At 69.3% G+C, this 15222-nt stretch carries 10 protein-coding genes; 6 read left to right on the plus strand and 4 right to left on the minus strand.

Annotation, left to right across the window (positions count from 1 at the left end; genetic code table 11):
- Positions 1 to 7 precede the first annotated feature (7 nt).
- The 4 genes from AC1DKN_RS10870 to AC1DKN_RS10885 all read left to right on the plus strand — a co-directional run bounded on the left by AC1DKN_RS10870 (position 8) and on the right by AC1DKN_RS10885 (position 4650).
- Positions 8 to 241 (plus strand): hypothetical protein, encoded by a 234-nt coding sequence (locus AC1DKN_RS10870; RefSeq protein WP_223914147.1) that lies wholly within the window; start codon positions 8 to 10, stop codon positions 239 to 241.
- 129 nt (positions 242 to 370) lie between these two features.
- Positions 371 to 1858, plus strand: coding sequence for an adenosylhomocysteinase (gene ahcY, locus AC1DKN_RS10875; protein ID WP_476856559.1), 1488 nt, complete (start codon positions 371 to 373; stop codon positions 1856 to 1858).
- 157 nt (positions 1859 to 2015) lie between these two features.
- Complete coding sequence (locus AC1DKN_RS10880) at positions 2016 to 3242, plus strand: L,D-transpeptidase (protein WP_476856558.1); 1227 nt, start codon at positions 2016 to 2018, stop codon at positions 3240 to 3242.
- A 112-nt stretch (positions 3243 to 3354) separates the two neighbouring features.
- The gene (locus AC1DKN_RS10885; protein ID WP_476856557.1) at positions 3355 to 4650 is read left to right on the plus strand and encodes a TIGR01906 family membrane protein; all 1296 of its coding nucleotides are present in this window, start codon (positions 3355 to 3357) and stop codon (positions 4648 to 4650) included.
- 21 nt (positions 4651 to 4671) lie between these two features.
- Here AC1DKN_RS10885 and AC1DKN_RS10890 read toward each other — a convergent pair whose 3' ends face one another.
- Together AC1DKN_RS10890 and AC1DKN_RS10895 are read right to left on the minus strand one after the other, a co-directional pair.
- Positions 4672 to 6501, minus strand: coding sequence for an AMP-dependent synthetase/ligase (locus AC1DKN_RS10890; protein WP_476871262.1), 1830 nt, complete (start codon positions 6499 to 6501; stop codon positions 4672 to 4674).
- Between the two features lie 61 nt (positions 6502 to 6562).
- A complete protein-coding gene (locus AC1DKN_RS10895; protein WP_476871263.1) occupies positions 6563 to 8320 on the minus strand; it encodes a dolichyl-phosphate-mannose--protein mannosyltransferase in 1758 nt (585 codons plus the stop codon).
- 204 nt (positions 8321 to 8524) lie between these two features.
- Between AC1DKN_RS10895 and rsmI the strand changes: the two genes are divergently transcribed.
- Together rsmI and AC1DKN_RS10905 are read left to right on the plus strand one after the other, a co-directional pair.
- Positions 8525 to 9346 (plus strand): 16S rRNA (cytidine(1402)-2'-O)-methyltransferase, encoded by an 822-nt coding sequence (rsmI, locus tag AC1DKN_RS10900; RefSeq protein WP_223914231.1) that lies wholly within the window; start codon positions 8525 to 8527, stop codon positions 9344 to 9346.
- Positions 9347 to 9638: 292 nt separating this feature from the next.
- Entirely contained in the window at positions 9639 to 11138 is a 1500-nt protein-coding gene (locus AC1DKN_RS10905) for an NAD-dependent succinate-semialdehyde dehydrogenase (RefSeq protein WP_476871264.1), read from the plus strand.
- 9 nt (positions 11139 to 11147) lie between these two features.
- On the opposite strand, the gene AC1DKN_RS10910 is transcribed toward AC1DKN_RS10905, so the two are convergent.
- Both AC1DKN_RS10910 and AC1DKN_RS10915 read right to left on the minus strand, forming a co-directional pair.
- Complete coding sequence (locus AC1DKN_RS10910; RefSeq protein ID WP_476871265.1) at positions 11148 to 13691, minus strand: transglutaminase TgpA family protein; 2544 nt, start codon at positions 13689 to 13691, stop codon at positions 11148 to 11150.
- Entirely contained in the window at positions 13688 to 15217 is a 1530-nt protein-coding gene (locus tag AC1DKN_RS10915; RefSeq protein WP_476871266.1) for a DUF58 domain-containing protein, read from the minus strand. Before AC1DKN_RS10915 ends, AC1DKN_RS10910 begins: the two co-directional genes overlap by 4 nt.
- Positions 15218 to 15222: the final 5 nt, after the last annotated feature.

A 15222-nucleotide genomic window follows, 5' to 3' on the forward strand; every position in this document is an offset into this window, starting at 1 on the left:
GTTCACCATGCCCAAGCTCAGTTCCGAACTGTTGTCTGTCCTGCGATGCCCCGTCACCGGCTCCGGCCTGGTGCAGGAAGGCGACGAGCTCGTCACCGTCACGGCAGATGGCGCCGGGAACAAGCTGCGGTACAAAATCGAGGACGGCATCCCGCTGCTGCTGCCGCCGGAACTGCTGCCCGCCGCCGCGGCGGCCCCCGCTGATCAGCACGACGCCGCCCCGCGCCACGCCGCGGAATAGCCGCCCCAAAACGCCGCCGGGCACCCATCGGGGAGGCCCGCGGCACCGAATGACTGCTTAGATCCTGCTCCAATCCAGAATCGCCCAGCTCCAGACACGCGATGCCACCGGCCACAACAAAGGACTCAGATGACTTTCGATTACAAGATTGCGGACATTTCCCTGGCCGAGGCGGGCCGCCACCAGATCCGCCTCGCCGAGCACGAGATGCCCGGACTCATGTCCCTGCGCGAGGAGTTCGGCGCCAGCCAGCCGCTCAAGGGCGCCCGGATCGCCGGATCCCTGCACATGACCGTCCAGACCGCGGTGCTGATCGAGACCCTTACCGCCCTCGGCGCCGAAGTCCGCTGGGCGTCCTGCAACATCTTCTCCACCCAGGACGAAGCCGCCGCCGCAGTGGTGGTCGGCAACGGCACCGTCGAGGACCCCCAGGGCGTCCCCGTCTTCGCCTGGAAGGGCGAGACGCTGGAGGAATACTGGTGGACCGCCCAGCAGATCCTCACGTGGCCGGGCGCCGACGCCAACCCTGAGCTGGGCCCGAACATGATCCTGGACGACGGCGGCGACGCCACCATGCTGGTGCACAAGGGTGTCGAGTTCGAGGCCGCCGGCGCTGTCCCCGCCGCCGCCGAGGACGAGTCCGAGGAAGGCCGGGTGTTCCTCGACGTGCTGCGCGCATCCCTCGAGTCCGACCCGCAGAAATGGACCCGCATCGGCGCCCTCCTGCTCGGCGTCACCGAGGAGACCACCACGGGCGTGCACCGCCTGTACCAGCTGGCGGAGCAGGGCAAGCTGCTCTTCCCGGCGATCAACGTCAACGACTCTGTCACCAAGAGCAAGTTCGACAACAAGTACGGCATCCGCCACTCCCTGCCGGACGGCATCAACCGCGCCACCGATGTCCTGATGGGCGGCAAGGTCGCCGTCGTCTGCGGTTACGGCGACGTCGGCAAGGGCGCAGCGGAGGCCTTCCGCGGCCAGGGGTCGCGCGTGATCGTCACGGAGATCGACCCGATCTGCGCGCTCCAGGCGGCCATGGACGGCTACCAGGTCGCCAAGCTGGAATCCGTCCTCAGCGAAGGCCACATCTTCATCACCACCACGGGCAACAAAGACGTCATCATGGCCAAGCACATGGCCGAGATGCGTGACAAGGCCATCGTGGGCAACATCGGGCACTTCGACAATGAGATCGACATGGCCGGGCTGGCGCGGGTCCCCGGCATCAAGAAGGTCGAGATCAAGCCCCAGGTGCACGAGTGGGTCTTCGAAGCTGACCCGGCCACGGGTAAGGGCGGCCGCTCCATCATCGTCCTGTCCGAAGGCCGCCTGCTGAACCTCGGCAACGCCACCGGACACCCCTCGTTCGTCATGAGCAACTCCTTCGCCAACCAGACGATCGCCCAGATTGAACTGTTCACGAAGGCCGGCCAGCCCGAGGGCGAGCGGGAATACGAGAACCAGGTGTACGTCCTGCCCAAGATCCTGGACGAAAAGGTCGCCCGCCTGCACCTGGGTGCCCTCGATGTGGAGCTGACCGAGCTGTCCAAGGAACAGGCGGAGTACCTGGACGTCGACGTGGCCGGACCGTACAAGCCCGGTCACTACCGCTACTAGGAACCCTCCCAAAGGGCCCCGGACGAAGGTCCGGGGCCCTTTGTTGTGACCGTTTTGGGGGCACTTTTGTAACCGGATCGTGGTCGAATCGGGCCGGGGTTCCAAGGTAATTCGCTTATGCTGGCAGGATGACGTGTGGAAACGCCCGGGTCCTGTGATGGCCCTGAAAACCTGGAGTACCGGCCGAAAGATCGCCCTGCTGGGGGTGCTCTGTGCCCTGGCAGCCGGCGGCGGAGCCTTCGCCGCGGCGGCTCCGGGGCTGGCCCAGTCCGGGATTTCCTCCGAGGCCGGGTCCCCGTCCCGGACGACGCCGGGACTCGCCGTCCCGGTGGTCGCCCCCGCAGAATTGGCCGTCTCGCCCGCCGACGGCGCCAAGCAGGTCAACCCTGCGGCGCCGGTTTCCCTCAAGGTCACGAACGGCCGGATTGACCGCGTGGCCCTGACGAGCGATGACGGCGACACCGTTGACGGTACCTTGGGCACGGACGGGTCCGCCTGGACGTCCTCCGGCAACCTGACATTCAACACGCGGTATAACTTCACGTACTCCGTGGTGGACGACGCCGGACGCGAGACCCACAGCACGCGCGCGTTCACCACCGTCTCGACCGCCAACGAGGCCGACGCCGCCATATACCCCTTGGACGGGATGAAGGTGGGTGTGGCCCAGCCCCTGCAGATCACTTTCAGCGAGCCGGTCCTGAACCGGACCGCCGTCGAAAAGGCCATCAAGATCACCTCCACGTCCGGCCAGGTGGGTGATTTCCACTGGTTCAACAACAACACTGTCCGGTACCGGCCGGAGGCCTTCTGGGCCGCGAACAGCACCATCACCATGGACATGAAGCTGTTCGGCGTCGAGCTCGGCAACGGGCAGGTCGGCAACTTCAACAAGACGGTAACGGTCCACATCGGGGACAAGAAGGTGGCCGTCGCCGACGCCAAGGCCCATACGTTCTCGGTCAGCATCAACGACAAGCCGGCCGGACACTGGCCGGCGACCATGGGCGACACCCGGTTCCCGTCGGCACGGGGCTTCCTCGTGTTTATGGAGAAGCACCGTGTGGAGCACATGGATGCCTCCACGATTGGGCTCAAACCGGGGGATCCGGCCTACTACGGCCAGCTGGACGTCAACTACGCCACGCGCCTGACGCCCAGCGGGGAATTCATCCACCAGGCCACGGAGTCCGCGATGCCCTACATCGGCAAGACGAACCTCTCCCACGGCTGTATCGGCCTGGGCCCGGACGGCGCGAAGTGGGTGTTCGACAATATGACCACCGGCGACGTCGTCCAGGTGGTGAACACCGAGGGGGAGTACGCCAACTTCGATGACGGCTTCGGGGACTGGAACATCCCTTGGGCCCAATACGCCAACTGACGGGGTGGCACCTCGCTGAGCCCAATCCTCTGACGGTAGGCTCAGAGCCAGATAAGTTGCGCAGCCGGGCGCAGGCCGGGCAGCGCAGAAGCCTACGGAAGCGAAGCTCCACGTGACTGACAAGAGTCCCACCCCTCCCGACCGGCCGGATCCGCACCTGGATCCGTCGGACGACACCGACGAACCGGCGTTCGACTGGATGAAGCCGGCTGCCGCCGGCAAGCCCACGGCGGGCACGGCAGCCGGCAAGGCAGGATCGGCCGCAGCCGCCGGCAAGGCAGGGCCGGCCGCAGCCGCCGGCAAGACAGGATCAGCCGCAGCAGCGGGATCAGCAGAGGGCACGGCAGCGCCGTCGGCAACGCCCACCGCCAGCCAGCCGGAGAGCCGCGCCGACCGCAAGGCGGCCGAGGCCGCCGCCACGGGGCCGTCGGATACTTCCCCGTCGGACGTGGCCACGTCGCATGCTGCCACGTCGAATGACGAGGCGCGCGGGGCAGGAGCCGGCGCATCAGCCGGTGCCCGTCTGGACCCCGCCCCCGAGGACGAAGTCGAACGCCGCAACGCCGAACGCCGTAATGCCGAACGCGAGCAGGCGGCCAAGGCCAAGCCCGTCCTCCCGCGGGTGCTTCAGGTGCTGCTCGCCGTGTTCTACCCGGTCATCCTGCTGGTGCTCGCCGTCCGCGCCGTGACCAGCCCCCTGTTCCTCTGGGTGGAATACAACCGTCCGGGCTTCCCCGGTGACGGCTACGGCTTCAGCACCGATGACCGCATGACGTACGGTTCCTACGCGGTGGACTACCTCAGCAACTGGTCGGGCCCCCGCTACCTCGGCGATCTTGTGGACCAAAGCGGGGAGCGGTTGTTCAAGGACGGCGAAGTCAGCCACATGGCCGACGTCAAGGCCGTGATCCTGTCCACTTTCGGCGCCGGTACCCTGCTGATCCTGCTGGGCCTGGTGGCCGTGATCTACCTCAAGCGGCGCCATAACGGGGGAGTCCGCCGCGGCCTGTTCGCCGGCTCGATCGTCACCCTTGCGCTCATCATCGGCCTCGGGACCCTCGCGGTACTCGGCTGGGAGCAGTTCTTCACCGATTTCCACCGTATTTTCTTCGCCAACGGGACCTGGACATTTACGCTTCAGGACACCCTGATCCGGCTCTTCCCGGGCCAGTTCTGGATGGACGCCGGGATCGTCATCGGAAGCCTCGTGCTGCTCGCTTCCTTGGTCACCCTCGTCCTGACCTGGCCCACGCGCCGGCGCCGCGGCCTCGGCAAGAAGGCCGCCGCCACGTCTAAGGGCACCGATACTGATGCCGGCGCCGGCGCCACCGCCGAGGCTGCGCCCGCGGCGGACGGCACGGCCGGCAGCGACGCAGAGGGCCCGGCGCGCACCCGGCACACCGTCTGACGACGGGCCGGTTGCCCGGGGTCAGCCGTAGATGCGGTTGATGTGCTGTTCGTAGTCCCGCACGACGGCGGCCCGCTTGAGTTTGAGCGAGGGGGTCAGGTGCCCTGATTCCACGGTGAAGTCGGCGTCCAGGATGACGAAGCTGCGGATGGACTCGGCCGTGGAGACCGTGAGGTTCGCGGCATTGATGGCTTCCTGGATCGCGGCCCGGACCGTCTGGTCCGCGGCGGCTTCGGCCGGCGCCATGACGGGCACCTTCCGGGCGGCGCACCAGTTGCGCAGTCCCTCCGGGTCCAGGTTCACCAGTGCCGAGACGAAGGGCCGGCCGTCGCCAACGACCACGGCCTGTCCGACCAGCTGGTGCTCCCGGATCTTCTCCTCGAGCGGGCCCGGGGCGACATTCTTGCCGCCGGCTGTGACCAGCAGGTCCTTCTTCCGGCCCGTGATGGTCAGGAATCCGTCCTCGTCGAGGGAGCCGAGGTCGCCGGTCCGGAAGAAACCGTCCACGAAGGCCTCAGCGTTGGCGGCCTCGTTGGCGTGGTAGCCCTTGAAGACGCCGATGCCCTTGACCAGAATCTCGCCGTCGTCGGCCACCCGGACCGTGGTGCCCGGCACCGGGACGCCGACGGTGCCCACCCTGGTCCGCGCCGGGGTGTTGGCTGTGCAGGGCGCCGTGGTTTCGGTCAGGCCGTAGCCTTCCAGGACGGGGATGCCCACGCCGCGGAAAAAATGGGCGTCGTTGGAGCTCAGCGGGCTCGCGCCGGAGACCGTGTACCGCAGCTGGCCGCCGAAGGCCTGCCGGAGCCTGGGATACAGGATCCGGTCGAAGACTGCGTGCCGGGCACGCAGCAGGAGCCCCGGGCCCGTGCCGTTGCCCCGGGAGGCGGCGTCGAGGGCCTTGGAGTAGTCGATCGCGGCCGCGGCTGCGGCTGTGAAGATCCGTTCCTTGCCGGCTGCGTCCGCCTTCTGCGCGGCTCCGGCGTAGACCTTTTCGAAGATCCGGGGGACCACCAGCAGAAAGGTGGGTTTGAAGCTGTCCAGGTCGTCCAGGAGCTCTTTGGCACTGGCGGTGTGGCCGAGGGTGGATCCGGAGCTCAGGCAGACCACCTGTACCGCCCGGGCCAGGACGTGCGCCAGGGGCAGGAACATCAGCGTCCGGGAACGCGGCTGCATGAGGAGCTCGGGCAGGAACAGGACGATGTTCTTGGCCACGAGGGCAAAGTTGGCGTGGGTGATCTCGCAGCCCTTGGGCTTGCCGGTGGTGCCCGAGGTGTAGACCAGGGACGCGACATCCGCCAGGGACGCCGAGGTCCGGTGGCGTTCCAGCTCGGCGTCGGTCACCCCGGTGCCGGCCGCGGCCATGCTTGCCAGGTTCGGTGCGGCGCCGTCGTGCTCCATCCGCACGACGGCAACAAGCCGGTCACCGAGGACGGTGGAGGCGTCCAGGACGCCCTGGACGAGGGCGGCCCTGGCGTGGTCCTCGACGAACACCCGCCGGGCCCCCGAATCATGGAGAATCCACTCGACCTGGGCCGCGGAGGAGGTCTCATAGATCGGGACGGTGACGCCGCCGGCGAACCAGATGGCGAAGTCCACCACCGTCCACTCGTACCGGGTGGCGGACATGACCGCGACGGTTTCGCCCGGCGTGAGTCCGCCGGCGATCAGGCCCTTGGCCAGGGCAGTGACCTGCTCCAGGAAGTGCTGGACGGAGACGTCGGTCCAGCCGGCGGGGCCTTTGCGGGAGTAGAGGGCGTGCACGGGATCCTTCGCGTGCTGCTCCAGGAGCAGGTCAGTCACGTTGCTCTCCGGGTCCAGCTCCACGAGCAGTCCGGTGCTTGCTTCTCTCACAGCCGAGTCTCCATTTCCTGGTCCGCCCGGAGTTCGGCGGACATTCCCCTGCAATCCTGCCCTAGATCCAGGACGGCATCCACATCCGGATGCGCCAGTCCTGGTACGGGATCACCTCGGCCGTCCAGACCGGGTAGAAGAACGCGGACACCAGCACGGCCGCCACCACGAACAGCGCCACCAGGTAGAACCCGGACCGCCGGCGCCAGAGGGGGTCGGCGCGCTGGCCGAGCACCAGCCCCAGGCAATAGACGAGCGCCAGCACCAGGAACGGTTCAAAGGACACGGCGTAGAAGAAGAAGGTGGTGCGCTCCGGGTACATGAACCAGGGGAGATATCCTGCGGCCACTCCGGCCAAGACTGCGCCGGCGCGCCAGTCGCGGCGGCCCGCCCACCAGAACAGCAGGACACCCAGGCTCACGGCCGCGCTCCACCAGATCAACGGGTTGCCGACGGAGAGGATGGCGGTGGTGCAGTTGGTCAGCTCGCAGCCCGGGGTGCCCTGCCCGGGGGATTCATAGAAGAAAGACGTGGGCCGGCCCATGACCAGCCAGCTCCAGGCGCTGGCCTCGTAGGGGTGGTCGGCACTGAGGCCCTGGTGGAACTTGTAGGCCTCCAGGTGGTAATGCGCCAGGGACCGTACGGCGTTCGGCAGCCAGCCCCACTCGGCCGAGGGGTTGGCATCGGCCCAGTGCCTGAAGTAGGCGTCCGTGGAACGGAACCACCCGGTCCAGGTGGCGCCGTAGACCAGGGCGGCCACCGGAACGATGCTCAGGAAGGCCGGGACGCCGTCCTTGAGGATGCCGCCGCTGATCCAGGCATGCACGCCGGCTATGCGCCGCGCACTGAGGTCCCAGAAGACGGTCAGCAGGCCGAATCCGGCCAGAAAGAACAGGGCGGACCATTTCGTGCCGACCGCCAGGCCCAGGCAGACGCCCGCCGCGAGGCGCCACCACCGGATGCCGAGCCAGGGCCCGGAGGTGAGCTGCAGCGCCGAGGGCCGCCCCGTGGCGGAGGCCGCGGCCTGCCGGCCGAGCCGGGCAGCGAGCCGCCTCCGGCCGTCGTCTCGGTCCATCAGCAGGGCCCCGAACGCGGCGAGGATCCAGAACATCAGGAAGATGTCCAGCAGCGAAGTCCGGGACATGACCAGGTGGTGGCCGTCCACGGCAAGCAGGATGCCGGCCACGGCGCCCAGGGTGAGCGAGCGGAAGAGCTTTTGCGCGATCAGGGCCAGCAGGAGGATGGACAGTGTCCCCGTCAGGGCCGCACCGAACCGCCAGCCGAAGGGGTTGTCCGCCCCGAAAAGCCACATGCCCGCGGCGATCATCCACTTGCCGACCGGCGGGTGGACGACGTACTCCGGCGTGTTCAGCAGCACGCCGGGGTTGCCGGCGATGAAGGAGTCGTTCGCCCGGTCCGGCCAGCTGCGCTCGTATCCGCTGATCAGGAAGGAGTACGCGTCTTTGACGTAGTACGTTTCGTCAAAGACCAGGTTGCGCGGCGTGTCCAGCCGGACGAACCGCAGGACGCCGCCCAGCGCGGCCGTCAGGACGGGAATGAGCCAGTACCAGAGCCGAAGCGACGCCGGGTAGTCCCGCCAGCTCTGGAGGCCGCCGATCAGGCGTTCCCTGAGGGCCTCCGGGGTATTGGCCTCGGCGGGGCGGCCGATCCAGCGGTGCCCTTCAAGGTTGCGGCCGGTGCTGAAGCGGCTCCGGTCCTTGCCGGCCGCCCGGCCGTCGGGACGGCTGGGACCTGTTGCCGGCGATGCATCGGGGCCAGTCTCGGGCTGCCGCGTGGGGGTCTGGGTCACGTTGCCCATGCTACCTTTCGCAGCTGTGCTCGCAGGCCCCCGCCCCGGCGGCAGTAGGCTGGTCCTGTGGACCACGAACCCAGCCCTTCCCCCCTTCCTCCCCTCGATCCTCCCTTCGACGGCGATGCCGCCGCCGCCGTTCCCGCCCCTGATTCCGCGTCTGATTCCGCCGCTGTTTCCGCCAGTGTTCTCGCCCCTGGCGGTTCCGGCAGGATCGTTCTCGCCGCGACGCCGATCGGCAATGCGGGCGATGCCTCGGCGCGGCTCGTGGAGTTGCTCGCGACGGCGGACATTGTCGCCGCGGAGGACACCCGGAGGCTGCACCGCCTTGTGCAGAACCTCGGCGTCACCGTGGCCGGCCGGATCATCAGCTATCACGAGCACAATGAGGCAGCCAAGACGGCTGACCTGCTGGAGCAGGTCCGGTCCGGCAAGACTCTTGTGATGGTGACCGACGCAGGCATGCCCTCTGTCTCTGATCCGGGGTTCCGGCTGGTTGAAGGCGCCGTCGCGGCCGGCCTCACCGTCACCGCGGCCCCGGGACCCTCCGCCGTGCTGACCGCCCTGGCCCTGTCGGGCCTGCCGACGGACCGCTTCTGCTTCGAGGGTTTCCTGCCCCGCAAGGCCGGTGAACGCTCCTCGCGGCTGGCCGATCTCGACACCGAGCGGCGCACCATGGTGTTCTTCGAGGCGCCGCACCGTCTGGAGCCCATGCTGAGGGCCCTGCGTGAGAGCTTTGGCGCCGACCGCCGGGCCGCCGTCTGCCGCGAACTCACCAAGACCTATGAAGAGGTCATCCGCGGCACCCTGCGCGAACTGCTTGAATGGGCCGAGTCCAGCGAGGTACGCGGCGAAATCGCCGTGGTGGTGGGCGGTGCCCCGGAACGCGAACCCGGCCGCCCCGAGGATCATGTGGCCGCCGTCAACGGGCTGATAGCCCAGGGCATCCGGCTGAAGGAGGCTGTCGCCGCAGTGGCCGATGACGCGAAGGTCAGCAAGCGCGAACTCTATGCCGCGGTCCTCGCCGCGCGCTGAGCCGTGCGCTGAGCCAGGTGGTGGGTGCCGGGCGGCGGGTTCCGGCGCGCTGCTTGCCTCGGGGGCTGGCCGGAACCGGGCTCCACGCGCACGCAGAACGGTTGTGCAGCTGCACAGCATAGTCTGGATACAGTAGTGCGCGCATGCATAGACTTGCCAGTGAGCGCGGCAGTAGCGTGGCAGTAATCCAGACGCCCGTGCCTGCCTGTGGGAACGAGCGCCTACAACGAAAACTCATTCAAGAAACTTGTGCCCGCACTAGTTCAACCGAATTGCTGACGAGGGAGTCATTGTGACTGTAACTGCCCAGCCTATTGTTTCCGCGGACCGGGAGAGCGCCCTGCTGGCGTCCGTTCCGACGGGTCTGCTGATCAACGGCGAATGGCGTCCGGCCGTGTCCGGGAAGACCTTCGACGTCGAGGATCCCGCGACCGGGAAGGTCCTGCTCAGCATTGCTGACGCCGGTCCCGAAGACGGCAGGGCGGCCCTGGACGCGGCCGCTGCCGCGCAGGAGTCCTGGGCCAAGGTCCCGGCCCGGGAACGCGGCGAGATCCTGCGCCGCGCCTTCGAGCTGGTAACCGAACGGGCCGAGGACTTCGCGCTCCTGATGACCCTGGAGATGGGCAAACCGCTGGCCGAGGCCCGCGGCGAGGTCACCTACGGCGCCGAGTTCCTGCGCTGGTTCTCGGAAGAGGCCGTCCGCGCGTTCGGCCGCTACTCGGTCTCCCCGGACGGCAAGTCCCGGCTGCTGGTGACCAAGAAGCCCGTGGGCCCGTGCCTTTTGATCACGCCGTGGAACTTCCCGCTGGCGATGGCCACCCGCAAGATCGCCCCCGCGGTCGCGGCCGGCTGCACGATGGTGCTCAAGTCCGCGAACCTGACCCCACTGACCTCCCAGCTGTTCGCGGCCGTGATGGTCGAGGCCGGCCTGCCCGCCGGTGTCCTGAACGTCATCCCGACCTCCACGGCCGGCGCCACCACGGGCCCGCTGATCAAGGATCAGCGCTTGCGCAAGCTGTCCTTCACCGGTTCCACCGAGGTCGGCCGCCGGCTGCTCGCGGACGCGTCCGAGACGGTGCTGCGGACCTCGATGGAACTCGGCGGGAACGCCCCGTTCGTCGTCTTCGGGGACGCCGACATCGACGCCGCCGTCGCCGGGGCGATGCTGGCGAAGCTGCGGAACATGGGCGAGGCCTGCACCGCGGCGAACCGGTTCATCGTGCACGAGTCCGTCGCGGCCGAGTTCGCGGAGAAGTTCGCCGCGAAGATGGCGGATATGACCACCGCCCGCGGCACCGAGGCCGAGTCCAAGGTTGGCCCGCTGATCGATGCCAAGAGCCGGGACAAGGTCCACGAACTCGTCACCGACGCCGTGAACTCCGGTGCTGTCGCCGTGACCGGCGGCTCCGCCGTCGAAGGCCCGGGCTACTTCTACAAGCCCACGATCCTCACCGGCGTGAGCGAGGGCAGCCGGATCCTGTCCGAGGAAATCTTCGGACCCGTCGCCCCGATCATCACCTTTGACACCGAGGACGAGGCCGTCCGGCTCGCGAACAACACCGAGTACGGGCTGGTGGCCTATGTCTTCACCCGGGACCTGAACCGGGGCATCCGGATGGGCGAACGGCTCGAGACCGGCATGCTGGGCCTCAACGCCGGCGTGGTCTCCAACGCTGCCGCCCCGTTCGGCGGCGTCAAGCAGTCCGGTCTGGGCCGTGAAGGCGGCCTCGAGGGCATCGAGGAATACCTCTACACGCAGTACATCGGCATCGCCGACCCCTACGCCGGCTAGCCACGCCAGCTACCCGCGGCGCACCCGGCGGACGGAGTTGCGGATCTTTCCCCAGGATCCCGCGAACCCCCGCCGGGTGCGTCGTGCTGTCCGGGAGTATTGTGCTGTCCGGGAGAGGAACCCGCGGGGCAGCCGGAGGGCCCGTCGCCAGCCGGACATGACCGACGGCGGGAGCCAGGCCGCGCGCAGCCGGACCAGGAAGCCGGCGTTGGCGCGCAGCGAGGCCTGCACCAGGGCGATCCTGGCCGCGGCGGAGTCGGCCGGATCCGCGGAGCCTGCGGTCCGCGCCGGACCGGCCACGCCGCCCGGGCGGCCGTACTGCTCACGTTCGAAGTCCTCGGTCAGGGCCGCCGCGGCCCGCTGGCCGGGCCCGTCCGCACCGCCGGGTTCCCCCAAAACCGTCGAGGCGCGCAACCGCTCGGAGAAATTCCGCGGCGTTTCGCTCGCTCCGGGCGCCACCCCGTAGTCCGTGGCCAGATCCCGCAGTTCCGCCCAGGCCGGCAGCGCCGTCCCGGCCGTGACGCCGGGATAGCCGCGGGACGCCGTCCTTAGCCTGCGGCGCCGCACGCCGCTGCGCACCAGCCGCGGGGAGGCCACCAGCAGCGCCAGCAGCAGCACCGCGGCAACGCTGTACAGCGCCTGTGCCGCCTGCGCGCCGCTGGGCGCCGGCGTGCCCGCTCCGGGAAGCGGGACCGTGCCGGGGGCCGGGAACGGTGCCTGGGTGGAACCGTCACCGGGGGTCAGGGCGTCGTTGCGGTCGTTGGTGCTGGCACCGCTGCGTGCGGCGGCATCCGTGGCGTACGCCGGAACGACGCCGCGGGACGGTGTCGGCTCAAACGCGACCCAGCCGATGCCCTGGAAATAGAGCTCCGGCCAGGCGTGGGCGTCCCGGGCATCGACCTCGAACTCCGGAAGCGGGCCCTGGCCCGAGACCGCCACCGTGGCCCCCGTGGGGCGCCCCGGCGCGTAGCCCACGGCGATCCTGCTCGGAATGCCCTCCAGCCTGGCCATCACGGCCATGGCGGAGGCGAAATGAATGCAGTAGCCGCTCTTCTGGGTCAGGAAGTCCGCCAGCACGGACAGGCCGTTGCCGTCGTAGCCGCCCTGCACGGGGGACTGCAGCGAGTAGCTGAACTCGGCGGAGCGCAGATACCTCTGGATGGCCATGGCCCGCGAATACGGCGAGTTGGCACCCGCCGTCACGGTTTTAGCCGTGCTGCGCACAACCTCCGGAACATTCGACGGTTCCCGGAGGAACAGCTCGGGGACACCGGTCACCGGCCCGGAAGCGCCCGCCAGCAGCGCTGCCGTGAGCTGCGGAGTGACGGACGAGACCACATATTGCTGGCCGCGGGAATTTGTGTCCACACCCTTGATGCTCAGCGTGGCGGGGTCCCAGCTCCAGCGCCCTGAGAGTCCGTTGACAGCTTCCGGCGCATACGGTGCGGGCAGGTACGGGCTCGTGTACTGGCCGGTGTTGACGGCCGTAATTACGCGGAGCTCGGCCGGGGCGGTCTCATGCCCGGCCTCGAGCCGGCCGGTTCCCGGCTGCCGGCTCGACTCCCGGTCATCGGGTGACCAGGAATCGCCGTCAAAGGTGTCCACGGTCACCGAGCGCAGGTACGGCGTCGTCGGCGCGTTCGTGGCGAAGGTGATCCGGCCCTCGCCGGAGGGGCTGCGCAGGCTGTTGCCCAGGCTGATCATCGGATTGAGGCCGGTGGCGCCGCCGAACGGGTTCAGCCGCGAGCCCTGCGGGAAAGTGCCCTGGTCGAAACCCGGGATGACCAGCTGCAGCACCAGCGTGAGGGTCAGCGCCGCGACGGCCGTGACCGTGCCGCGCCGGAGCTGCCCGGGGTTGCGGGCGGTGTCGGCCAGGGTGCGGGTATCCGGCGTGTACCAATGGCTGCAGCCGAGGATCAACAGGTACCCGACTACGGCGCCCACGAACCCCAGCACACCCACGCTTTGCGGCTTGACCATGGCCGGCACCACGAGGATTGCCAGGATCCCGAGCCCGCTCGTGGCCGGCAGCGCCAGCGGGAACGCCAGGGCATCGATGAGGATCACGAGCAGCCCGAGGACCGCGCAGATCAGCATGACGATTCCGGCGTTGGGGGCCACTGGGGTGCTCTCGGCCAGAACCGTTTCGCTGGCGCGCCGGAGGAACTTTCCCAGGTAGTTCATGGTCTCCGGGGAGGGGATGAACCCGGCAATGCTGTGCTGCCGGAAGAAGATGAAGGTCACGGCCACGATCAGCGCCACCAGGCCGCCGGCGGTCACCAGCCAGGGCCGGGCACGCAGGGACCGGAGCACCGCGAGGGAGAACGCAACGGAGAGCACGGTACTGAACACCGGGGAGTACCAGGCCCAGCCACGCAGGACGCCGTTGAATCCGAGGGCCGCGCCCGCGACGGCTACCGCGACGGCGGTCGCCATCACCCAGGGCCGGGCGCCGGGTCCGTCCGGCCGGGACGCCGCACCGGGGGAGAGGGCTGTCGGTTCTTCTTCGCCAGCCGTGCCGGTGCCTTGGCTGCGTTGCGGGGCGAGGGTCATGGCCGGCCCCCCACGCCGCGGCGGACGTCGGCCCCGGCGGACATCCCCGGGTCTGCCTGGTCGAAGGCTGCCCAGGCGTCAGGCAGCGAGCTCTGGGCGGACACCGCCAGGGCCCGCCATCCGCCCAGCCGCAGCGCCTCCAGCACCTCGGGCACGTCGCCGGAGTCCTGTGCCCGGTCCGTGACCAGCAGCGCGAAGGCGTTCGCGCCGAACCCGGCGGCCGGGGACAGCGCCCGGGCCTCGGCCGGGGTCAGGCTGCCCAGGACCGCCAGGACAGGTCCGCGCAGCCGGTGGGCGGAAAGTTTGTCCATCAGGGTGTCGTCGAAGGCGTGCGGGTCATTCCCGGTGCCCGCCCCGGCCCCGGAGCGGAATCCACCCGGCGCGGAAGATCCGGTGCTGGTTCCCGCCGCGGCCTTCTGCGGGCGGGGCCCCGTGCGGTCACGGTGCAGGTGGTTGTGGTGGTGGGTGTGGTGCGGGCCGGAAAGCTCGATGGCAGCCAGGCTTTCGGCGATGGACTGCAGCCCGGCCGTTCCGGTGTATTCCTCGGCTTCCGGGTCGGGAGCGGACGGCGAATGCCGGAAGGCCGGCTCGCCCGCGCTGTCCAGGAACCGCAGCGAGTAGTTGCGTTCCGCGAGGTGCGCCCCGATCGACATCGCCGCCGTGACAGCCCACTCGAAGGCATCAGAGGTCAGCAGGTCGTGGCCGTCCCCCTCCCCGCCGCCCGGATGGCCGCCGGAGGAATGGGCACTGTGGCCGAACACCCCGTGGGGGTAGGCGGAGAGCCGCTGGTCCAGGATGATGGTCGCCTCGGGGGTCGTGACGGATTCCTCCTGCCGCACCATGAGGGACCCGTGGCGGGCGGTCGCGGCCCAGTGCACCCGGCGCAGCGGATCCCCGTGGCGGTATTCGCGGGTCATGACGTCGTCGTCGCTGGGATTGGCCCGGGCCCGCGTGGGTGTGACACCGTCGTGTCCGCGCGCACCGGCGAGCCCCGTCTCCGGCAGCTCGATGGCGGCGGGCGTGACGGTGAGGAGGTCGCCGTCGTCAATCGCGTGGCGGTGGAACGAGAGCCCGAAGGGATCGCTGAAGTCCGCCGTGACGGGCCCGATCAGGAACTGGCCGCGCCTGGCCGAGCGGAGGTGGTACTCATAGCGGCTGGTGCCGCCGGCTGCCGCACGGGCCGGGAACCGGAAGACGGGCGATTCGCCGAACCGGGCCGGCAAGTGTTCCTCCATGACCGCGTGGCCTGTGCCCGCCCCGGTCCGCGCGACGGCCAGCCGCACCGTGGCACGGGCGGACGTTTCAACCGGCGACGGGCTGAATTCGCGGTAGACCCGGAACCTCGGCTTCAGGACCCGGGTTCCGGCCAGGGCCAGCGCCGGCAGCACCAGCAGCAGGACGGCCAGAGCCAGCAGGTCCCGGCGCCCCATGATCTGCGCGGCCAGCAGCGACACCGCACCGGCGCCGAGCAGGCCCCAGCCGCGGCTGCTGAAGAAGTGCCTGGGGAACCGATCCCTTAACGCCACGGCGG

The organism is Arthrobacter sp. 01N444 (assembly GCF_056399305.1).

Bases quoted from the DNA above. Each gene is read 5' to 3' on its own strand.
- AC1DKN_RS10870 (WP_223914147.1), top strand. From the start codon at position 8: ATGCCCAAGCTCAGTTCCGAACTGTTGTCTGTCCTGCGATGCCCCGTC.
- ahcY (WP_476856559.1), top strand. From the start codon at position 371: ATGACTTTCGATTACAAGATTGCGGACATTTCCCTGGCCGAGGCGGGC.
- AC1DKN_RS10880 (WP_476856558.1), top strand. From the start codon at position 2,016: ATGGCCCTGAAAACCTGGAGTACCGGCCGAAAGATCGCCCTGCTGGGG.
- AC1DKN_RS10895 (WP_476871263.1), bottom strand. From the start codon at position 8,320: ATGGGCAACGTGACCCAGACCCCCACGCGGCAGCCCGAGACTGGCCCC.
- AC1DKN_RS10910 (WP_476871265.1), bottom strand. From the start codon at position 13,691: ATGACCCTCGCCCCGCAACGCAGCCAAGGCACCGGCACGGCTGGCGAA.